The 21,840-nt window shown below is 42.6% G+C and carries 14 protein-coding genes; 6 read left to right on the top strand and 8 right to left on the bottom strand.

Annotation, left to right across the window (positions count from 1 at the left end; translation table 11 throughout):
- Nucleotides 1-9: 9 nt before the first annotated feature.
- From CXF95_RS27035 to CXF95_RS27025, 3 genes are all read right to left on the bottom strand, one after another.
- Complete coding sequence (locus CXF95_RS27035) at nt 10-1,290, bottom strand: efflux RND transporter periplasmic adaptor subunit (RefSeq protein ID WP_232788070.1); 1,281 nt, start codon at nt 1,288-1,290, stop codon at nt 10-12.
- A 150-nt stretch (nt 1,291-1,440) separates the two neighbouring features.
- On the bottom strand, nt 1,441-2,736 hold the full coding sequence (locus CXF95_RS27030; RefSeq protein WP_101201513.1) for a PAS domain-containing sensor histidine kinase: 1,296 nt from the start codon (nt 2,734-2,736) through the stop codon (nt 1,441-1,443).
- A complete protein-coding gene (locus tag CXF95_RS27025) occupies nt 2,717-4,102 on the bottom strand; it encodes a sigma-54 dependent transcriptional regulator (protein ID WP_101201512.1) in 1,386 nt (461 codons plus the stop codon). The genes CXF95_RS27030 and CXF95_RS27025 overlap by 20 nt, the downstream gene beginning before the upstream one ends.
- A 188-nt stretch (nt 4,103-4,290) precedes the next feature.
- On the opposite strand from CXF95_RS27025, the gene CXF95_RS27020 reads away from it, so the two are divergent.
- Together CXF95_RS27020 and CXF95_RS27015 are read left to right on the top strand one after the other, a co-directional pair.
- Entirely contained in the window at nt 4,291-5,865 is a 1,575-nt protein-coding gene (locus tag CXF95_RS27020; protein WP_101201511.1) for a YHYH protein, read from the top strand.
- Between the two features lie 229 nt (nt 5,866-6,094).
- On the top strand, nt 6,095-6,598 hold the full coding sequence (locus tag CXF95_RS27015) for a hypothetical protein (RefSeq protein ID WP_232788069.1): 504 nt from the start codon (nt 6,095-6,097) through the stop codon (nt 6,596-6,598).
- A 235-nt stretch (nt 6,599-6,833) separates the two neighbouring features.
- Here the strand turns inward: CXF95_RS27015 and CXF95_RS30140 are convergent, their stop codons facing one another.
- The 3 genes from CXF95_RS30140 to CXF95_RS27000 form a co-directional block, all read right to left on the bottom strand.
- Nucleotides 6,834-7,160, bottom strand: a complete 327-nt coding sequence (locus tag CXF95_RS30140; protein WP_198556726.1) for an MATE family efflux transporter — start codon at nt 7,158-7,160, stop codon at nt 6,834-6,836.
- A 25-nt stretch (nt 7,161-7,185) separates the two neighbouring features.
- The gene (locus tag CXF95_RS27005) at nt 7,186-7,755 is read right to left on the bottom strand and encodes a DUF2239 family protein (protein WP_101201510.1); all 570 of its coding nucleotides are present in this window, start codon (nt 7,753-7,755) and stop codon (nt 7,186-7,188) included.
- Between the two features lie 277 nt (nt 7,756-8,032).
- Complete coding sequence (locus tag CXF95_RS27000) at nt 8,033-9,238, bottom strand: DUF885 domain-containing protein (RefSeq protein WP_232788068.1); 1,206 nt, start codon at nt 9,236-9,238, stop codon at nt 8,033-8,035.
- 283 nt (nt 9,239-9,521) lie between these two features.
- Between CXF95_RS27000 and CXF95_RS26995 the strand changes: the two genes are divergently transcribed.
- Entirely contained in the window at nt 9,522-11,750 is a 2,229-nt protein-coding gene (locus CXF95_RS26995) for an EAL domain-containing protein (RefSeq protein WP_232788067.1), read from the top strand.
- 130 nt (nt 11,751-11,880) lie between these two features.
- Here the strand turns inward: CXF95_RS26995 and CXF95_RS26990 are convergent, their stop codons facing one another.
- Nucleotides 11,881-12,651, bottom strand: a complete 771-nt coding sequence (locus CXF95_RS26990) for an SDR family NAD(P)-dependent oxidoreductase (RefSeq protein WP_101201509.1) — start codon at nt 12,649-12,651, stop codon at nt 11,881-11,883.
- A gap of 233 nt (nt 12,652-12,884) precedes the next feature.
- Between CXF95_RS26990 and CXF95_RS26980 the strand changes: the two genes are divergently transcribed.
- Entirely contained in the window at nt 12,885-13,880 is a 996-nt protein-coding gene (locus CXF95_RS26980; protein ID WP_101201507.1) for an aldo/keto reductase, read from the top strand.
- A 500-nt stretch (nt 13,881-14,380) separates the two neighbouring features.
- On the opposite strand, the gene CXF95_RS26970 is transcribed toward CXF95_RS26980, so the two are convergent.
- A complete protein-coding gene (locus CXF95_RS26970; RefSeq protein ID WP_101201505.1) occupies nt 14,381-16,021 on the bottom strand; it encodes an amidase in 1,641 nt (546 codons plus the stop codon).
- Nucleotides 16,022-16,451: 430 nt separating this feature from the next.
- Between CXF95_RS26970 and CXF95_RS26965 the strand changes: the two genes are divergently transcribed.
- On the top strand, nt 16,452-19,472 hold the full coding sequence (locus CXF95_RS26965; RefSeq protein WP_101201504.1) for a chemotaxis protein CheB: 3,021 nt from the start codon (nt 16,452-16,454) through the stop codon (nt 19,470-19,472).
- Nucleotides 19,469-21,580 carry a PAS domain-containing sensor histidine kinase gene (locus CXF95_RS26960; RefSeq protein ID WP_101201503.1) on the top strand — a complete coding sequence of 704 codons (2,112 nt, stop codon included), beginning with the start codon at nt 19,469-19,471 and terminating at the stop codon, nt 21,578-21,580. Before CXF95_RS26965 ends, CXF95_RS26960 begins: the two co-directional genes overlap by 4 nt.
- The last annotated feature ends 260 nt before the right edge of the window (nt 21,581-21,840 follow it).

Here is a 21,840-nt window from a genome sequence, read left to right as displayed (position 1 = left end):
ATTAGGATTCTAGTCAATGCTAATGGTTTGACTGGACGCCTGAAGATTCGACAAATCTGAAATAATGAATTTTTCGCCTACCGATGCGCCTGTCAATATTTGAATAAATTGTCCGGCTTGCACCCCGAAACGTAAATCTTGAGTGGTGGCGTTTGCCTGAGTATCCAATCGATACAGTGATGAACTGGTATTTGACTTCGCACCCGCTGGGCGCTTGATATACTTAACGTTTAGTAATGTGTCGGCCACTATGACGCCGTCCACACTGAGTTGTGGCCTTGCGCTGGCGGGTAACGAGGCAGGTAATTTAATTTCTATTTCGACTGTATTATTATCAACGACAGGGTCGATGCGACTGACCACACCTTGGATTTTGTCTCGGCGGGTATCGATGATTGCCGTTTTACCAATAGTGATTAGCTGTGCTTGACTTTGGGGCACACGAATAAGCGCAATTAAATCTGTGACACTGCCGATTAGCGCTACCTCTTGTCCAGCCGCGAGACTTTGACCTAACTCCACTGACAAGCGTTGTAACACCCCGTCAAAACCCGCTGTTACCATCAGCTTTTCCAAACGCGATTGTGCTATATTCAAGCGGCCATGTTGTTGTTTTATTCGCTCAAGTTGAATATTAACCGATTCCTCGTGGACCAATTCGAGTTGGTCGATACGCTCTTTAAGAATAGCGATACGTTGCTTAAGCTGCCTTTCATCCAACTCAGATTGTTGAAAAGTAAGTTGTGACACTATGCCTTGTTTAACCAACTTTTCTTCTGCTGTACGTTTCAGTGCAGCGGCATCAAAACGTGCGGTAATTTCCGCCAAGTTTGCTGACTCATTGAGAATTTCACGTTGATTATTGAGTTTCAATTGACGCAAATTTGCCTGCACCTGTATCAATTCCTGCTCTGCGTTTTCAACTTGCAACACTAACTCTGGGTTTTCCAAACGCACGATCACACTATTGGCACTAACGTGTGCACCCGGCTTAAGCACAATCTCCTTCACTGTCGCGGGTGAAAACGAAGTAATCAGTTGCTGTTTAGCTGATGTTAACGTGCCATAACCCTCGATAATGACCTCTAAGTCACCTTGTTGGACTGTCTCAATTAACAGGTTTTCTCTTGCAACAGACATAGCACCATTTTTGCCAACAGCAAAATATATCAGTATCCCAATCACCACAATCAAACCTAACAGCAAATTGCCTTTGGTAGGTTTGAAAGAAGACGTTTTTTTGGTTTTCACTACATCCATTTTATTTTTTAGCTCAGTTATTTTCGGCATTGATATCCGAGCTATATCAAGAGTCATGCCAACCAATAAAAACCTTTAATTACAGGTGGTTAGGATATATGAAAAGTATAAGACTCAAAATTTTGTCCGATATCGGACCAGATAAGTCCGATATCGAAATGTAACGTGTGTTGAAAAAGTCTAAAGAGATTGAGGAGGAGGTGACGCAGAAAGAGGTAATGCAATAAATACAGTCATACCTTTGGCTGGTGCTGCATTATTCTTAATCTCTATTGAACCACCATGTTGTTCTACAATGTTACGGCAAAAAGTGAGTCCTATGCCCTGCCCTTGTTGTTTTGTGGTAAATAAAGGTACAAACAGATTCTCTGTGTTGGCCAAGCCATGGCCATCGTCGATAATTTTGAGCAACGATTTTTGGGCCTTTTCAGTCATTTCAATTTTGACTTGTGTCGCTTGTGCTTCAAAAGCGTTTTTTAATAGATTAATAAACACTTGCTCAATAAACGTTGGATCTGCCCACAACCACTGTGACTTATTAGCAAAAATCAGGTTATTTTGCGAAAACAAACCTTTTAGGCGCTCTACAAACATCGCTACGTTGATTTGTTGTAACTCCAAATTTAGAGTTTGAGACAAAGAGGAGTATCGATTTACAAAATCCTGTAAATGATGGCAACGCTCTGAAATAACGGCTAATGCTTGTTTTTCCCTAGTCGAGTTTAATTTACTCCCAAGACTTTCAGCTAAGGAAGACACCGGCGTGAGGGAATTACGAATTTCATGGCCCATAACCCGAATGATTTGTTGCCACGCATGCAGCTGACTGGCACGAATAGCTGAGTCTATATTGGTAAATACCAGAAGTTGGTGGCTTTCGCCGCTATCAATAAACGCACTTTGGCTGACATGCCATTGCTGATCTTTACTGGGCAAATGCCAGCCTTTAGCCGTGTAAATCAACCCAAGTAATTTAGGCGAAGCGAGCCGATACATTTGCCAAGGCTGACCAAACAAGGTCGAAAATGCGGCATTGGCATAGGTCAATTTTTGCTTTTGATTAAACACCAACATAGGTGTATCTAATTGATCAATCAATTGATACAACAGCAAAGCATGTTGGTCATATTGTGATTTGTGGGTCTGCATTTTCTCACTGAGCATGGTCAGTTCATTGTGAAAGTTAGCCGTTACCCCCTCTTTGAATTCAGACTTGGCGTATTGATTATAGTCCTCCACTTTTACCGCTTCGATATGCAAAAGCGCACGGTCAAAAGATGACATCACCCTATGTTTAAACCGCATAATTCCCATGAACAAAAACAAACCCAGTACCACCAAAGTCAAACCGATATTCCAAGCTTGCCAATCTGCGACAACTAAAATCCAGAATACAGAAAGTAAAAACAGTAAGGCAACCCCCCCTAAAACAGCAAGAATATAAGCGCTTAAACTTTTACTTTTGAAGATCGGCATATTTTTCTAATCTTCGGTAAAGTGACGATTTAGTGAGACCTAATAATTTGGCGGCTTTAGGTACATGTTGACTGACCTGATCAAGCGCCTGAGTGATAAGTTGTTTTTCAGCCTTTTCTAAGGTCATCATAGGTAAATCGGCACTCGATGCAGTGGCAAGTTGACTAGGTTTAATATTGAGGGCGCTGACAGACAACACGTCATCCCTACACAGCAATACCGCTCTTTCCATCAAATGGCTCAACTCACGAATATTACCTGGCCAGTGATAGTCCTGCAGAGCACAAATAGCCTCGGAGCTCAGATTAATACTCGATTTTGAGTACTTTTTACAGTACATCGCCATAAAATATTCAGCCAAAGGTACGATATCCAAAGTGCGCTCTTTCAGAGACGGCACCCTAAATTCGATGGTATTGATCCGATAGAATAAGTCTTCACGAAATAACTCTTTTTCAATCAACTGTTTAAAATTGCTGTTAGTTGCGCTAATCAAACGTATTGAGGTGAATTGAGTCTGGCTAGAGCCTAATACCTCATATTCACCTGTTTCTAATACCCGTAATAATTTTGCTTGCTGTGACAATGGAATATTGGCAATTTCATCCAAAAACAAGGTGCCATTCTTGGCCAATTCGAAGCGACCTATTCGGCTAGATTTAGCATCGGTGAAAGCGCCTTTGGTGTGCCCAAACATTTCACTTTCAAATAGAGACTCTGAAATAGCGCCCATATTAACCGCAATAAAAGGCCCACTACTGACTTGAGATTGTGCATGAATATAGCTAGCCAATTGGCTTTTACCTGTGCCGTTATCACCGGTGAGTAATATGCCAACATTAGCACTGGCCACGCTATTAACTTGCTGCATCAACTCGTCCATACAAGGTGAAAGCCATTGATAATCACCTTTTTCAACCTCAGAGTTATCTAATCGTTGCTGAAGTTTTTGATTTTGTTTTTTAAGAGCGCTAACTTTGATTTGTTGTGCGACCACTTGCAGCAGACGTTGATTCTTCCATGGCTTTTCGAGAAAGTCCCCAGCTCCTAATTGCATTGCTTTAACTGCTAGCTCGACATTAGACCAAGCCGTCATCGCTATGGCGGGAATACCCAGTTCGGCTTTATTCAGCCATGCCAACAACTCAAGCCCCTCCTCCCCAGAAGTGGTGTCCCGAGAATAATTCATATCCAATAACACTAAATCAATCTGATGCTGTTTGATTAATTCTTTAGCCATAGCGGGACTTTCAGCTTCAGTGACTTGATACTGATTATCTTCAAGTACAAAACGCGCACTGATCCGTACATCAGCCCTATCGTCTACGACTAACACGCTGTATTTAGGGAGAGATTTAATAGACATTCAACATCTTTTTAGGTGAGTAAAATCTAATTTATAGTATAAATCATACACTCGCACTCTTATTCAAATAAGATGATGTATAAATTAAAATACCAATTTTATAAAAATCAAACCTGTACATCCATAATGTTTGCACAATTGCCTGTTATATTTTAAATCCTAGATTAATTTAAAAGGTACAGCTAACCATGAAACCATCAGTTTCACTATTGACCAAGTACACGAGCATGTTATTGCTGTGTGTTATTTTAGGGGCTTGTAGCTCCGACTCGTCTGATAATGACGATGATGATGACGGCACCGGCGTTGTGGTAAACACAGCTCCTACATTGAATGCAGGAGCTGATCAAACTGTCGACTCAGCTACATCAGTAACCCTAACAGCGACTATTACCGATGATGATAGTGACTACACAATTGTTTGGACTCAATCTTCTGGCACAGAAGTCACTTTAAGCGACAGCGCATCTGCTAGTACTACTTTTACAGCACCGACTGTAAGTGAATATGAAACTCTAGTATTTGAAGTGTCTGTAGATGATGGCGTAAATGACGTGGTCATCGATTCAGTATCAGTTACCGTTGAAGCTGAAGGTACTACAACTACCGAAAGTGATATCTGGATAATCAACGACACTGATGCTGTATCCACTAATATCACTGATGCGAGTACCGGTGAAGGCATACTTGTAGATGTTCAATCTGTCACTGAAGAAACTGTTAACGGCGCGACCTACACAGTTGTCACCACTCAGGGAATTCCAGAATATGACGTGACTATTACTCAAGACATAGTGGACACCTTAAATGCTCGTCCTAAAGCAAGTTCTGATTTCACTGATGGTGCTACAACTGCTGTTGCAGGCGACGTAGTCGAGTTTGGTGCAGATATCGGTTACATCAGCACCGGTGACAATTGCGATACCACAGGTGGTTATGGTTACTGGCCTAAAGGTCCTGCTTGCCCAAAAGCTGATGAAAGAGAAGTGTATTTCCCAACTGAGCCAACTCCCACTACTGAAGTGTGCGAAAACGGCTTAGGTAAAGTGGGTCTTATGGTCAACGGCAGCTCTATCTATAACTGGAGCGACGGCATGAGTTATGCGCAAGATGGTACCTGGTTAAACCTAGCACCTGTTGCCGAACAATATGACGTAGATGTTTGTGGCGGTCACTCTGCTAATGGTGATTATCATCATCATTTCTATACCAGTTGTTTAGCGACCTTATTAGGTGACGATGGTGATGGACATTCTCCTATTTATGGTTACGCAGCTGATGGTTACCCTATTTATGGTCCTTGGGAATCAGATGGTGTGTTAGCCGTTAGCGCTTGGACAACTCGTGATTATTCTTCATCTACTACCGAAACTGGCTGTGATGACGGAACGCGAAGCTGCACCATGGTTGACGCATATGATGTGTCTCTTGGTACAGAAACTGCTACCGATGGTCCTGCTTTTGATGAAACTGTCAGCACTTTGTCTGGTAACGAGTTAACCGCGACTAATGGCTATTATTATGATGATTATTATTGGGACAGCGAACTAACCGCATTAGGTGGCGAGTACCTTGACCAATATAATGCACATTCAGATGATGACCGTGGTTATCATTACCATATTACTTTGAGTGATGACGGTGACGGCACATACTCACCTGCATTCCCTTATGTAATTGGTTTACGTTTTGCGGGTGAACTAGAAGACAACGCTGTTGCTTCTTGTGACTCTGGTGACACTATGATGGGTCCTCCTCCATAGTCACCCATTCAATATGATATAAGCTTTATTTAATGATTGCCCTTTGGGCAATCATTAAAATCTACTCACATAAAATATCCTCAATCTCAGATGTTGAGCTAGTTTACCTTTTTCTGGTGAATTAGAAGATAGAACGGTAGCATCTTGTGACACAACTGACGGTTCAAATAGCTGTCTAAGTAGTAGTAAAATGGAGCTTCCACGAGCCTATAATAATTAGAGGTTAAATATGAAATTACACAAATATTACGGATGCTTAGCATTAATATTCTTCAGTGTTTTGGCCATAGGGGCAAACGTTGAAATTCATCAACACAAGTCAAGGGTGATTGGACCAAACACTCCCATTCCTAAAATCGAATTAACCGCTTTTAGAGATGTAATGGATGGAGTCAATGTGCATATTGAAGTCGCTAGTTATGTGTTAAATGCCCCCGATTTGGCGACTAAATCACTTGTATCTGAAGAAGGTTTTTTACAAGGCCATGCACATGTTTTTGTGAATGGCATCAAACGTCAAAGGCTCTATGGGAAAGATATTCACATACCCAAAAGTTGGCTAAAAGACGGGGTGAATCAAGTCGCCATTTCGTTAAATAGCCATCAACATGAAAACTGGGTATCGAATGAACATAATATCGTAGGGGCGATATTCTTAGACCTGTCTAAAGAACAATTGGTACTACATAACTTTACATCTCAACCGATAGAAAACCCACATGCTCACCATTAGGTGAACATGTTTCTAATTTTTATGTTTACTCTTCCTTAAAAAATAATCCAAAGGAAGTGTTATGGCTTCTACTGCGTAGACTTAACACTAAGACTGTCAGAAACAAGGCTAGAAACTCGGTACTCGCTGCTGCGTACCATATTCCCCATTCAGAAAAGAAAAAGGGCTAAAGTAGTAAAGGGTAAGATGCGAACCACTTCTTTAATAACAACTTGATCACTGACAAACATCGCACCTAAATTGTCTTTGAAAATAAAGGCAATAAGCTGCACACCACTAACGACAAGCTTATCGCTTGGGAGAAAGTTTCCACTGATTTAGAGCGATCACCCGCACCTAACTGCCGCGCCATCAAACTTGCAAAACCGTTTGAGACTAAAGTAGACAGAGCAACAATCAGTATAAACGCAGGAAACATCGAGGTAACGGCTGTTAACGCATCAGCTCCGACAAACACACCAAGAAAATACGCATCCACCAGTGAAAATGAGCCATTCACCAACATAATCAAAATAATCGGCGCTGCCGTTTTAAAAAATACAAAAGGTAAAGGAGCATTCAAAAAACATTGGTTTTAGATGAATCTGTCATGTGGAGTTCGAGCCGCTATGTAAATCTGATATACCCATAAATTTATCTATTACAAAACCTTTAATCTCGTCAGGCCAAGACGCAATAGCGGCTTCAAAACTCACTTTACTATTTCGGTATAGGGCTCGACTTGCTTCTTCAAAGCCGGGCTCATCACCTAAAAAGGCCAGCATAAATTTGTCTAACTGCTGTTGCTGACCACAGATCACATCTTCAGTTGAAGCATTCTTTTGTGCCTCATCAACTAATCGCCTTAATACCGATGATGCCCCTCCTCTCTTAGTGGACAACCATTCCCAGTGACGAGGTAATAGCGTCACTTCTTTTGCTTTAACCCCAAGCTTCGGTCGGCCGCGCTTACTGCCGTGAGTGTTATCAGTAGACGCATTGGCTAATACTGTTTTTGCATCACCGTACCAACTAAAATCGATTCTCCGGCAACTCTCCTCTTCAAACACCATAGGTTCAATATTGCGATCAAACGCCTTTACCTGGTGAATTATTTCTTCAAGAGACCCTCTAGAGACTACCTCTTTATTATAAATTGCCAAATACTGAATAGTCATTTCATCTTCTTATCGTCAAAAAACCAAAACAATAATACCCGGGTAAAATACATTTACAATAACACCTGGGTAAAATAAATTTAATTTAATTCATTAAAATGTTACGGGATAAGTGTGTTTTAAATACAAAAAAACCACCAAGGCGGTTTTTAATATGAACCCATTAGAAGAGGCTCTCTGTAGATTAAAGCGAGGCTTATTGAGTATGTTTCCTGTGGTCTGAACCGCTTAACTGGACGTCAAGTGCCGGAGCATGCCATCTAGCACGAGTATCTGATTATTGCTGTTGTGCTTTTGCAACTTCCTCAACCTCAATGAGAAATGCAGGTTTACTACCCGTCAATTCCCAAGTCCCCAAAGTAATGGGTATACCACCGATACTATTGAGTTGGTCAAAGAAAGATTTCAACACAAAATCACGACCCTGCTCTTCGTCTAGTTTTGCTTTTTGCGCCATGGCAGTATCGAGTAAAGCTTTGCCCGTCACATAACTGGTGCCGTAACCGGGTTGACGTAAATATAAATGTTGCTCAAAAATCAATAAATCAGGTTCTGTTTTCATCCATCCTCTAGGCGTATAATTCATATGGATTTCACCTGCTTGTTGCATCGTCATCTGGTTAGCATGAGCATACAAAGAGCCAAGACCTCTGGCCGCCCTCTGAGCCAGCATAATCCACACAATTTCTCGGGCACGGGGATTGTGATCATATAATCCAGCATGCATAAATATTTCTTCTACTGCCGTAGCTGTGCCTTCGTTTCGACTATCAAAAATATTATACAAGAGTGCATTTTTTCTGATGGTTCTTGGATTAGGATCGTTTTCCATTATAGCCAGCTCAAACCAATGATAAAAATGCGAATATAAAGGTGTGGGGTCAAGGTGTGAACCGATGTAAAAGAAGTGGCGAGTTGCTTCTGGCACGAATTGGCCCAATCTTTCGTAAAGTGCTGGTTTAAAATAATCAGCAACAGTGACAATATTTTTTTCCTCCAAAAACCTAAGAAAGAATTCAGCGGAACGATTCGCTAATTGATCATATTCTTCGGCATTTTTAACCGATACTAAAGGTGGCAATCCAATATTTCTTTGTTCTTCTAACTTTAACGACGACCATGCTCTATCGAGCTCACGTCGCAGTAACCTTTCTTCATCTTCCCATGTCATGGATAACAAATGTACGTGTTTTTGATACCAACTGTACTGCTCAATTCCAAGCCCAGAAGGGCCGGTTTTTGTAGCACTTTGCTGTTGCAACCATTCAATAAATTGCCCCGTAGACTGAACGGCTTGCTGGTGTGTTTTTATGAGTGCTGCATTCGCAGTTGTTTCAATTTGTGGCGTAATATCCAGTAAATCTTGCTGCTGTATCTGAATATCTCGTATACCCGCTATCCATAATTCTTTAGCATTTCCGGTTAAATTCTCTTTGGCTTGGATATGAAAAGGTTTTTTGACGATAATCAGGCGCAAGGTCATGCAAGGGAGCGACTTCGAAGCTTCGCCATTGAGTAAAGAGAGTTTCTAATTGGCTAAAATTAGCAGACGATTTTGCGCCAAAAGAAAAGAGTAATAGTGTTATTGCAATACACCTTATTTTTGTTTTCATTTTTATGTCCCTGTGTGCAGTGGTGATTATTTCCACTATTAGTGTATATATTTTAAGCATAATCTGCTATCAATATGGAAAGAGTACTAAGGAAGTGTGTTATGCGAGAAACAATAAAGTCTCACACCATAATTTTAAGAGTGAACTGTAATCATGAGTAAGGACTCACGCCGCTTACCCACTGATGCTAAATTACTAAAAGAGGCAGAATCACGTCTATACGGTGACCCTTCATCCCCTGCTGAAGTTGCAGACGCCTCACGCCTTCTGTATGAACTACAAGTCCACCAGATCGAATTAAAGTTGCAGAACGAGCAACTGATTAATATAACGAACACAGCTGAAATAGCTGCAGCAAGCTTCACAGATCTCTATAATTTTGCACCAGTTGGCTACGTTACGCTTAATCTTAAAGGGGATATTACTCGCTCAAATTTTGCTGCTGCCAAGTTATTAGACATGGCACGCAGTAGATTACAAGGTGCACGTTTGGCAGCGTTTGTGGCACAGAAAGACCTACTTAAATTCAACAATTTGCTCTCGCCCTCCAACATCCATGATATTCAACCCGGTTGTGAAATTGAACTTGCAGGCACGCTTGAAAAAACCGTGCAGATGGATATTAGTTTCGACGATAATAATTTGGAATATCGACTGGTGTTGACCGATATTTCTGAGCGTAAAAAAGCTGAGATCAAGCTGCAACTCGCAGCGAGTGTCTTCTCACACTCCCATGAGGGCATCATGATTACCGATGCTAGCGGTACTATTATTGAAGTCAACGATACGTTTTCACAGATCACAGGCTTAACGCGTATAGAAGTGCTCGGCAAAAACTCAGATATTCTTAAATCCGACAATCAGTCACCTGAGTTCTATGAAGCCAGACAACACACACTACTTGAAAAATCCTACTGGTATGGCGAGATGTGGAACAAGAGAAAAGATGGCGAAGTTTATCTTGAAATGCAAGCCATCAGCGCTGTTCGGGATATCACGGGTAAAACTCAACATTACGTTTCTCTATTTACCGATATTACAAAATCAAAGGCAAATCAGCAGCAACTGGAGCACGCGGCTAATTATGATTCATTAACCAACCTGCCTAACCGGGTGTTATTAGCTGACCGCTTGCCTATCTCGCTTATTCAATGTCAGCGGCACTTAAAGATGTTAGCCGTAGTGTATATAGACTTGGACGGTTTTAAACAAGTTAATGACACTTATGGCCATGATATGGGAGACAAACTATTAATCTCCATCTCACAGCACATGAAGGATGCACTGCGTGAATGCGATACCCTTGCACGCATCGGCGGTGATGAGTTTGTGGCGGTGTTAGATGATTTGGAAACACCTAACGATTGTAAGCCGATACTTAAGCGGCTACTAAAGGCCACATCAGAAACTATCGCTTTGGGTGATGTTTTGTTAAATGTTTCAGCAAGCATGGGTGTCGCGATTTCCCCCAAAAATGGTAGTAATGCCGATTTACTCATACGCGAAGCGGATAAGGCGATGTACGTAGCCAAAGAGAGTGGCAAAAATCGTTACCATTTTTTTGATGAACACGCCTCAACTGAAACCAAAATTCTATACGAAAATCTAAATGCGGTACGCCATGCCCTCACTCAAGACCAGTTCCTATTACATTATCAACCTAAGATTAATATGAGCACTCTTAAAGTAGTGGGTATGGAAGCGCTAATTCGCTGGAAACACCCAAAAAAAGGACTATTAGAGCCAAGTCAATTCCTGCCTTTTATTGAAAACAACCCGATCCGCATTGAGCTGGGTGCCTGGATAATCAATAGGGTGCTGGCTCAGATAAGTCAATGGAATGAACAGGGATTAGATTTGCCCGTCAGTGTCAATGTAGCTGCCTACCAGCTTCACGACAAACATTTCTATGAACAACTTACTACAGCACTCGGCGCCCATCAAAATGTGCAGCCAGGTCAACTTGAATTAGAGATACTAGAGACCTCAGGACTAGATAGAATGACTCAGGTCAGTGCTTTGATCAGTGACTGTAAAAAGCTAGGAGTGAACTTTTCTCTGGACGATTTTGGCACCGGTTACTCTTCCTTATCTCACCTTAAGAACTTGCCTGCAGATTCCCTCAAAATTGACCAGAGTTTTGTACAAGACATGTTAACCAACCCAGATGATTTGGCCATTGTGCAAGGAATTATTAGTCTGGCAGAGGTTTTTGGTCGTAGCGTCATTGCCGAAGGGGTAGAGTCTGAGGCCCATGCCAACAAACTGCTATCCATGAACTGTAAGATAGGACAGGGTTTCGGTATCGCCCGGCCCATGCCGCCCGATGATTTACCTGCATGGGTGAAAAGCTGGCACGCCAGTCCTATCTGGAAAGCTTAATAAGTTGCACCAGATTTAGTGAATTAATGAGAACATATACAACGGTTTTCCCCCACCCTAAAAAACTTTGACGCTGTATTTTTCTTAATACAAATACAGCGTTGGATCTAAATTTTTGTTTTATCTAAGTTCAACCTGCATTGGCGACTTGTCCACCATCCAAAACAACAGTGTGACCACATACATAGTTGCTAGCACGTGAGCAAAGATAAATGGCGGTGCCAGCAATATCAGTAAGTTCGCCTATTTTGCGAGCAGGGAGATTCTTCACTATCTCCTGTTCGTGTACCAGTACGTGTTTTGTCATCTTGCTAGGAAAAAAACCAGGTGCGATACCATTAATATTAACGTGGCTTGGACGAAGATCTGCTGCCATATGCCGTGTCATTTGGATGACAGCCGCTTTGCTGGCAGAATAAGAATAATTGTTCATGCGCGGATGAGTGATGCCATTTACAGAAGCAATATTCACTATCCTTGAGGGTTCATCTGCTGCACCAGCCAAACGCAATGCCGGCAATAAACGTTTGCTTAAAAAGAAAATAGACTTCACATTTAAATCCATTACCTTGTCCCAACCCGCTTCGGGAAATTCCTCAACTGGGGCCCCCCAGGCTGCACCTGCATTATTAATGAGAATGTCGATTTTAGGCTCTCTTTTAAGCATCTCATCTGCAAAAGCGTCAAGCCCTTCCATCGTTGATAAATCAGATTGAATGGCGATACACTCGCCTAAAGTGGCCAATTCAGCAGCCGTTTGCTGTAACTGCTCAAGTTTGCGTGCAGTAATATAGGTTTTGACGCCATTTTCGACAAATCCACGAGCAATCATTGCGCCTATTCCGCTTGACCCACCGGTAACCACGGCGACTTTTCCAGCAACCGAAAATAAATTATTCATATATGATCCCTATTATTTAAAAAAGTCAATTTTAAGCGCGTTGTATTCACACCATGCCCAAGTATGCTAGAAATGGCTGATAAATGTTTGTTCATCTTCGATATGAAGGTTTTTTACGGATTGGTATTGGGCACTTACAGCGAAACAGAAGGTTATCTAACCGATCCTGAATTCGCACTAATTCGCTCTGAGATAAAGACACTCGGAATTAATTTAATCGCAAGGAATTATATATGGAATATCGTCGTTTAGGTAAAGCAGGTTTAAAAGTGTCAGCTTTGTCGCTGGGCTCTTGGGTTACGTTTGGAAAGCAAGTTGATATCAACGATGCAAAGCAGCTATTAAAGACCGCTTACGATGGCGGCATTAACTTCTTTGATAATGCCGAAGGTTATGAAGCTGGTGAATCAGAACAAATTATGGGTGATGCGATTTCGGGCTTAGGTTTAGCACGTGATTCCTTTGCCGTGTCTTCAAAAGTATTTTGGGGCGGTGACCATAAAATGCAAATGGGCTTAAGTGCCAAACACGTGCGTGATGCATGTGATGCAGCCCTTAAACGTTTACGTGTCGATTATTTGGATTTATATTTTTGTCACCGGCCGGATATTGATACCCCCATTGAAGAAACAGTGCGCGCCATGCACAACTTAGTTCAGCAAGGTAAAGTGATGTATTGGGGTACCTCTGAGTGGTCCGCACAGCAAATTACTCAAGCCCACGCCATAGCGCGGCAAGAGCACTTAACACCACCCACTATGGAGCAACCTCAATATAATCTATTGCACCGAGATAAAATTGAAGGTGAGTTTACTCCGCTGTATGAACAATATGCCATGGGCACCACAATCTGGTCGCCATTGGCCAGCGGATTGTTAACGGGTAAGTATAATGATGGCATTCCAGATGACAGTCGTTTAGCGCTCCCAGGTTATGAATGGTTGCGGGATTTGTGGACCAGCGAAGAAGGCAAGAAAAAACTCGATAAAATTCGGCAATTGAGCACTCTAGCCGAAGAGTTAAGCATCAGCCTAACCCATTTATCAATAGCTTGGTGTTTAAAGAATCCAAATGTGAGTACAGTTATTATAGGTGCTTCTCGTTTGTCGCAACTAGAAGACAATTTAAGCGCGATGCATGTTCTTAAAAAGTTAACTCCTGAGGTTATCGAACGTATAGAAAGTATTGTTGACAACAAACCCCCAGCAGCGGAGCGTTTTGGACAGTAACCCCGGTTAAAAAACATAGCACTTGAACCTGCTATGTTTTCTATGAGCTGTACGCCATAAATTCTGCGGGTTAAATACCAGCAGACAAGGTATTAATTCAGTTCGTCAAAAAACGTCAGTTGATGCTTAGAGGCATAATCATCAAAGGCAGCTTGTAGTGTTTCACGATAGGGGGATTGACCAGAAATAGCATAATATGTAGATACTTCTACAAGGGGTAAAACAGATATGTCATCTTCAATATTCAGGTTTTTTTCTTGAATATGCTAGTTAACGGGGGAAAGATAAGAAATAAGTCGCTGGTTCGTTTTTTTTTAAACAGTTGAATGGCTGATATGCTGTTAGGCAATTCAAAAAATTCATATCCTTGTGCCATCAATCTCTTTCTAAAACCGTGATAACTAAAACCACGGATGGCCGCGACACTTCTTGTGAATTCGGCTTTTTTGTGAGCGTAAAAATCAAGGTTCAAAGTACTAAAAGGGGGCTTATACCCTTTATCATAATCCTTCTTTATAACCCTGCATCGCTTCTGCAATAAAAGGTAAGGCTTCTGCGTTTTTGAGATACTGCGGCTCTAATCTTCGTAACGAATGTTGTTCGTATGCAAAGGCATAGGAGAGCATCTGGGCATCGGTATTTTTACCACCAATAAATGATAGGCCAACCGAAAGGCCATGAATACCACCCATAGGCACTGTCACATGTGGATACCCTGCCCGTGCAGCGTGACCGCCATACCCAGGCCAGCTATTTGGCCATACGTCGCCATTGATTGGATCCACTCTTGGCACTGTCGGCCCGGAAGGTGCCAACAGTACTTGCACATCGTAGGTTTGCAATAGTGTGTCAATGCCTGCTTGGCGAGTGGCTTTTTGCACGGTTTCAATCGCCGTTTTATATACCTCACTTTCAAGGGAGTCCATGGCTTGTGAAGCCACAAAAATACTTTGGTCAAACAAGGCGAGTTCAATTTCTTGGTGTGCCTCATTAAAAGCGATCAACTGTTCCAAGTTACGGCTGGTTACCTGTTCAGGAGACGTGGAAGCCAGATAGGTATTTATCCCATCTTTAAATTCGTATTTAAGAATATCGTAGCTCATGGTACCAAAATTATCGGGGGTATCTGGGCGCGCATCTATGTCAACCAGAATGGCCCCAGCAGCCTGAAGATCAATCAACGCGGTTTTGAAGTGAGCCAATATTGGCTTTGACTCTCCTTTGGCAAAATTCAAAACGCCGACTCGTACACCTTGTAGAGCGCCCTTTTTTAGGCCTGCGCTATAGTCTACATCCGGAGTGGTAGTGGCCATGGCACTCATCATCAACGCAGCACCCATTACCGTTTTAGTCATTGGACCCGCAGTATCCTGAGACTCAGAAATGGGAATAATATACTGCTGGGGCACAAGCCCCACTGTAGGTTTAAACCCTACAATGCCGTTGGCGTTTGACGGGCAAATAATCGAACCGTTAGTTTCAGTCCCTACTGAAGCCGCGGCAAGAGAAGCCGCAGTGGCGGCACCAGATCCTGAACTGGAACCACAGGGATTGCGATCTAACATATGCGGATTTCTGACCTGCCCACCCAATGCGCTCCAGCCACTCATCGAACCTTCTGAGCGAAAATTGGCCCATTGACTCAGGTTGGTTTTACCCAAAATTATCGCTCCTTGAGCACGCAATCCTGCAACCAAAGGGCTATCACGTCCAGTTATATTATCTTTCAGCGCAAGAGCTCCCGCTGTAGTAGCGATGCGATCTTTTGTCTCGATATTGTCTTTCAGTAAAATAGGTACGCCGTGCAAGGGTCCCAAAATTTCGCCTGCTGCCCGCATTTGGTCAAGTTGCTTGGCAGTTTCCAATGCATCAGGATTGAGAGCTAAAATGGATTGTAATCTAGGTCCACTTTTGTCAATTTTTTCAATCCGATCTAAGTATAACTTTACCAGGGTTTGTGAACTTATTTCTTTACTATTCAGCGCTTCAATAACATCAGGTAAAGAGCCTGCAAGAATACCTGTGGCGCGAAAATCAGTATCAACCAATACTGGTTGTGTTGTCTCCAAAGGTTGTAACGTTGACGTACAACCAACAATGGCAATACCAGCGGCTATGGCACAAAACAGTAAATGCTTCATTAAATGTCTTTTTAAATTCTTGTGAGATGATTGAAATTAATAAAACTGACTGATTATTGCAAGAGAATATTGTTCACAGACAATGTTGTGGGATAGATTATGCCCATTTTTTTAGGGCCGCGTTTGGCTGACATTAAGGTAAATTAAGGTGAAATCCACCTTCAAACATCGAGTGCAATTGTTCCCCACTCAACTTACATTCTCTTTCAGATTGTATACTACGTATTTATACTGCGTTAGAGGGCCAATGAGAGTAATGTATGTAACGGGTTTAGAAGCTTTGATTTTTGATTCTATTTTCTTGAAATTAATTACGCAAATCCTTTAATACGTTTTGTTTTACTCGCAACAAGTCAATATTCTAAATCAGGCAACCACTCTTAAGAGATTATCAGCACGTTGTATTTTTAAGGATCACAAGGTAGCTAGCATGGTAACCAAAAAAAATAAGCCGTCCATCACACCGATAAAAAAAAATGAAACAATTCAGAAAGCTGAAAGCGACATAAAAATCAGCTCGAAAACACCGGTAACCCCCTCTTTTCCGATTGTCGGTATCGGTGCTTCTGCAGGAGGTTTAGCTGCCTTCGAAACCTTCTTTCGTGCTATACCTGCTGATAAAGATATGGATATGGCGTTTTTGGTGGTGCAGCATCTGGCGCCCGATCACAAGAGCATTCTCTGTGATTTGCTGCAACGTTATACGCCCATGCCGGTAATCCTAGTCGAGGATGGTGTTGTTGTGAAACCAAACTGCGTTTATATCATTCCGCCCAACCGATTCATGGCTTTTATCAATGGCACATTACAATTGCTGGAACCATTGACACCACGAGGTCACCCTTTCCCCATTGATTTTCTGTTTCGCTCTTTGGCCCAGGACCTTCGTGAACGGGCCATTTGTATCATCCTTTCTGGTACCGGCAGTGATGGCACACTGGGTCTTCGAGAGATCAAAGCTGAAGGCGGCATGGCCATGGTGCAAAGCATGGAGTCTTGCGAATTCGATGGCATGTCAAACTCTGCGATCAAAACCGGATTGGTAGACTATGTGCTGGCGCCTGCGGACATGCCAAACCGACTTCTGATATACGCTAAGTATGCCTACGGGAAGTCTCGGATAGCGACCACTACTTCTGATTCGCAAACTGATAACTTTTTGAAGAAGTTATTTGTGCTGATCCGTGTCCAAACTGGTCATGATTTTTCTGGTTACAAACAAAGTACTATTCATCGTCGTATTGAACGGCGCATGGCAGCACACCAAATCACCAAGCTTGAAGACTATGTGAAATATGTACAACAGATGCCAAAAGAAATTGATTTATTGTTTCACGACTTATTGATTGGTGTGACTAATTTTTTCCGAGATCCAGAGGCGTTCGCGGCACTTGAGCAAGTGGTTACAGCAACGTTATTTGACAATAAGCCAGCCAACCGTGAGATCCGGATTTGGGTCTGCGGCTGTTGTACCGGCGAAGAAGCTTACTCTATTGCCATTTTGCTACAGGAAAAGTTAGACCAATTGCCTAATAACAACTTCAAAGTGCAAGTGTTCGCCAGCGATATTGATACATTAGCGGTTGAGAAGGCCCGTCAAGGTGTGTTCCCTCAAAGTATTGCCAGTGATGTAACACCGGAGCGCTTAGCACAGTATTTTAGTTTTAATACTAAAACCAAAACCTATCGTATTAATGAAAACATTCGAAAAATGTTGATTTTTTCTGAGCAAAATGTGGTCAGGGATCCCCCCTTTTCTAACCTTGACCTGATCAGTTGTCGTAACCTGATGATCTATATGGGGCCGCCTCTACAAGCGAAAATCATTTCACTGTTTCACTATGCATTAAACCCAGGTGGTTTGCTATTTTTGGGGAGCTCTGAAACCCTTGGTGACTTAAGTTCGTCTTTTACCACACTTAATAACAAACAAAAATTGTACCAACGTAAAATAGATAGCTATATCTCTCATCATAAGTCTTCAAAGTTGTATTCTTCTCTCAATACCGCAGAACCGAAAGGCAGCCTAGAAGCATTACCTTATAATGCTCCAATAAAAGAACTGGCTGAGAAAGCGATATTAAAACAGCTGGTTCAAGCCGGTGTTTTAGTCAACCAGAATGGCGACATCCTTTATGTACATGGCCGCGCTGGGATGTATATTGAACCTGTTACAGGTGGGATCGACTCTTACAATATTCTGAAAATGGCCCGTGACGGCTTACAACCCGAGTTGATAGTCGCGCTACACAAAGCAGCAGTTGACAATGATATAGTGCGCCGTTGCGGTGTGCGCGTCAAAACCAATGGTTACTATAGCAACGTTAACCTGAGTGTTACCCCAGTCACCACAGGGGTTGCTGCAAGTTCGCTATTCATGGTTGTATTGGAAGAAGCATCCAGTCAGCTGGGCGTCCCGACTGACGTTTCTGCCACTAGCCAAGGTAATCAAACTGATCCCCGCATAACGGTACTTGAACAAGCATTACGAGACAATGATAGTTTTATTCAAAGTGCCAGCGAGAAACAGTTAGCGGCTAACGAAGAGCTTAAATCAGCAAACGATGAACTACAGGCAATCAACGAAGAGTTGCAGTCCACCAATGAAGAGCTCGAAACTTCTAAAGAGGAGTTACAGTCGGTGAACGAAGAACTGGCCACAACCAACGCTGAGTTACAAGTCAAAGCGCTCGAGTCAGCCAACCTTAATAACGATATGAACAATCTGGTGGTTGGAACCGGTATTGCCACAATATTTGTGGATCTAAAACTGAATATACTACGTTTTACGCCCGGGTTAACCAACATCATTAGTCTGATTGATGCGGATATTGGCCGCCCCTTGATGCACTTTACCTCCACTCTGGGCGTTTATAATCAACTGGAACAGGACCTTCAGTCTATGTTGCATAGTCTTATACCCCGTGAAGTAGAAGTGCAGACCATAGACCACAACTATTTCATGTTACGGATGTTGCCCTACCGCACCACTGACAACCGGATTGAGGGCGCAGTAATCAACTTTATCAACATCACTGAACACAAGCAGGCAGAGTTATCACTCAAAAAGGCCAACGACCAACTGCGTCTAGCGACTGTGGTGCGCGATGCCCACGATGCGATCCTGTTGCAGGACTTGGATGGCAATATTATGGCATGGAATGCGGCTGCACAAGGTTTGTATGGCTGGACTGAATCGGAAGCGTTAATACTGAACATCGCTAAACTGGTCCCAGAAGACTTACAAATGATAGAGTTAAACCGGATCAAGCAGTTGAGCCAAAAAGAAATTCTAGAGGCGTATCAAACCAAACGCCTCACTAAAGACGGTTCAGTCATCAACGTTTGGCTTACCGCCACAGGGCTTATAAATCAGGCTGGGGAGGTGTATGCCATCGCGACCACCGAGCGACATAATAAGAGAAATCAAGAACGGAAGCTTAAGACATGAACCAAAGATCAACTCAAACTGATGCGGAATTGCGGCAACGTGCCGAACGATTACCTGACGCCAGCCCAGAAGGTAAACGGTTAACAAGCTCTTCCTCAGAGACCAAGCAACTTCTACACGAGCTGCTAGTGCATCAGATTGAGTTAGACATGCAAAACGAAGAACTACGCAGTGCACAACAGCAACTGGAGGTTTCGAAGGCTCGCTACTTTGACTTGTATGATCTAGCACCAGTCGGCTATTTAACCCTTGATGAGCGGCATTTAATAAAGGAGTGCAACTTGTTCGTCGCCAACATGATGGGGGTGAATCGAAATAAGTTGATCAAAGCGCCTATCAGTAAAATATTGCTAAAAGAAGACCAGATCATTTTCTATGACAACCTCAAAGCAACTCTCGAAATGGATATTACACGGCATTTCGAGATGCGCTTAGTCAGAGCTGATGGAGAATTTTTCTGGGGACTGCTGCATGTGGTTGCCATGAAGTGCGGTGAATACTGGGTAACGGTGACGGATATTTCTCGCAATAAGCAAGTAGAAGCTGAATTGCAGGAAAGTGATAACAAGTTTAGAAGTGTTTTTGAGCAGGCGGCAATGGGAGTCGCGCGTATGGGTTTAGATGGAGCATGGTTAGAGGTCAACCAAAAACTATGCGCTATTGTTGGATATTCACAACATGCACTCTTATCTAAAGGGTTTCAAGACCTGATACATCCAGAAGAGTTACCTAGGGAACAGGCCGCTATTTGTCAGCTTATTAACAATGAGATCAGCACCTACGCCAAGGAAAAACGTTATTACACTGGGGCAGGTAGTATCGTTTGGCTCAAAGTAACCATGAATCTTGTAAGAGACATCAATAATGATCCTGATTATTTTATCGCCATAATAGAAGATATCACCAGCCAGAAAACGGAGGAAGCCAAACAACTCAGCCTGACTGAACAGCTACATCAGGCTCAAAAGACAGAGGCCATTGGCAAATTAGCAGGGGGGATTTCACATGATTTCAACAATATGTTGGGTGTCATTCTTGGGCAGGCTGAATGGCTAACAAACAAGCTAGAGCCCGCTAGTCCTCTGATGGATCATATACAGTCAATTACCAAAGCAGCTGAGCATTCAGCCAAACTCACACGACAACTATTGACCTTTGCCCGAAAACAAACGATTGAACCCAAAGTGCTGGATCTAAATAAATCGGTATCAGCCATGATGGACATGCTGAAACAACTTATTGGCGAGAGCATTCAGGTGTCCTGGGATCCGGCCCAGGACCTGTGGCCGGTTAAAGTCGACCCAACCCAGATTGATCAGGTTCTGGCTAATTTGTGTATCAATGCCCGCGATGCGATTTCTGGCAACGGACACATTTCTATTAGTACCCGTAACTGTCGCTTAGATGAGCATTTTGCAACCAATCATAGTGACGAAATGCCACCAGGGGACTATGTGAAACTCTCAGTAAGCGACGATGGTTGTGGCATGAATAACCCAACCAAAGCCCAAATTTTCGAGCCGTTCTATACGACCAAAGCCCCAGGATCTGGTACTGGCTTAGGGCTGTCTTTTACGTTAGGAGCGGTGCAGATGAATGCTGGGTTTATCAACGTTTTTAGTGAACCTGAACAAGGCACCACTTTTCATATCTATTTTAAAAAAGTTAAATCCCCAGAGGAAATGAAACAAAAAATCACTGATGCGCCATATAAAAAGGGCACAGAAACCATACTTCTGGTTGAAGATGAGGAGATGTTACTCGAAATCGAAACCGCGATGCTGGAAAATAGCGGCTACACTGTGCTCGCAGCATCGAGCGGGGATCATGCTGAAGCCCTGTTCCGTGAGCACTTATTTGAGATTAATCTATTGATGACTGATGTCATTATGCCCGAAATTAATGGCATGGATCTCGCGGTTCAATTACAAGCACTTACCCCTAATTTGCAAGTAATTTTCATGTCTGGCTATCCACAGGACATACTTGGTAACCAAGCAAATCTCGAAGAAGGCGCTAGCTTTTTGCAGAAACCGTTTTCCATGGAGGCTCTGGCAAATAAAGTGAGAGAGGTCTTGGATGCTGATGAAGATAAACACCCATCATGATTTCTATGGTTGACACACTGGTATAATTACAAGGATCCATTCATAGGTTAACCCCAAGCAAATCATTCATCAGCTTGGGTAACTCCCCTGCTTGAAACCTTATCAATTTTGACTGCACTTCTTTATTTATTGCCAGATATTTGTGAGCTCACGGGCTATCAGCGCTTCCAGCGCCTGACCATCAATATCTGTAAAAGGTTTACTCACTGTTTCGCTTAACCGTTTGTTGTGTGTGGATAGGAGATTGGCAGGCAGTATGA

Source organism: Paraglaciecola sp. MB-3u-78 (genome assembly GCF_002835935.1).
Lineage (GTDB): Bacteria > Pseudomonadota > Gammaproteobacteria > Enterobacterales > Alteromonadaceae > Paraglaciecola.
Note: the sequence above shows the minus strand (reverse complement) of the source record. Positions and strands in the feature narration are given on the sequence as shown.

What these genes read in the sequence shown, in the direction of transcription:
- CXF95_RS27035 (WP_232788070.1), bottom strand. Translation starts at nt 1,290, where the DNA reads ATGCCGAAAATAACTGAGCTAAAAAATAAAATGGATGTAGTGAAAACC.
- CXF95_RS27030 (WP_101201513.1), bottom strand. Translation starts at nt 2,736, where the DNA reads ATGCCGATCTTCAAAAGTAAAAGTTTAAGCGCTTATATTCTTGCTGTT.
- CXF95_RS27025 (WP_101201512.1), bottom strand. Translation starts at nt 4,102, where the DNA reads ATGTCTATTAAATCTCTCCCTAAATACAGCGTGTTAGTCGTAGACGAT.
- CXF95_RS27020 (WP_101201511.1), top strand. Translation starts at nt 4,291, where the DNA reads ATGAAACCATCAGTTTCACTATTGACCAAGTACACGAGCATGTTATTG.
- CXF95_RS27015 (WP_232788069.1), top strand. Translation starts at nt 6,095, where the DNA reads ATGAAATTACACAAATATTACGGATGCTTAGCATTAATATTCTTCAGT.
- CXF95_RS27005 (WP_101201510.1), bottom strand. Translation starts at nt 7,755, where the DNA reads ATGACTATTCAGTATTTGGCAATTTATAATAAAGAGGTAGTCTCTAGA.
- CXF95_RS27000 (WP_232788068.1), bottom strand. Translation starts at nt 9,238, where the DNA reads ATGACCTTGCGCCTGATTATCGTCAAAAAACCTTTTCATATCCAAGCC.
- CXF95_RS26995 (WP_232788067.1), top strand. Translation starts at nt 9,522, where the DNA reads ATGAGTAAGGACTCACGCCGCTTACCCACTGATGCTAAATTACTAAAA.
- CXF95_RS26990 (WP_101201509.1), bottom strand. Translation starts at nt 12,651, where the DNA reads ATGAATAATTTATTTTCGGTTGCTGGAAAAGTCGCCGTGGTTACCGGT.
- CXF95_RS26980 (WP_101201507.1), top strand. Translation starts at nt 12,885, where the DNA reads ATGGAATATCGTCGTTTAGGTAAAGCAGGTTTAAAAGTGTCAGCTTTG.
- CXF95_RS26970 (WP_101201505.1), bottom strand. Translation starts at nt 16,021, where the DNA reads ATGAAGCATTTACTGTTTTGTGCCATAGCCGCTGGTATTGCCATTGTT.
- CXF95_RS26965 (WP_101201504.1), top strand. Translation starts at nt 16,452, where the DNA reads ATGGTAACCAAAAAAAATAAGCCGTCCATCACACCGATAAAAAAAAAT.
- CXF95_RS26960 (WP_101201503.1), top strand. Translation starts at nt 19,469, where the DNA reads ATGAACCAAAGATCAACTCAAACTGATGCGGAATTGCGGCAACGTGCC.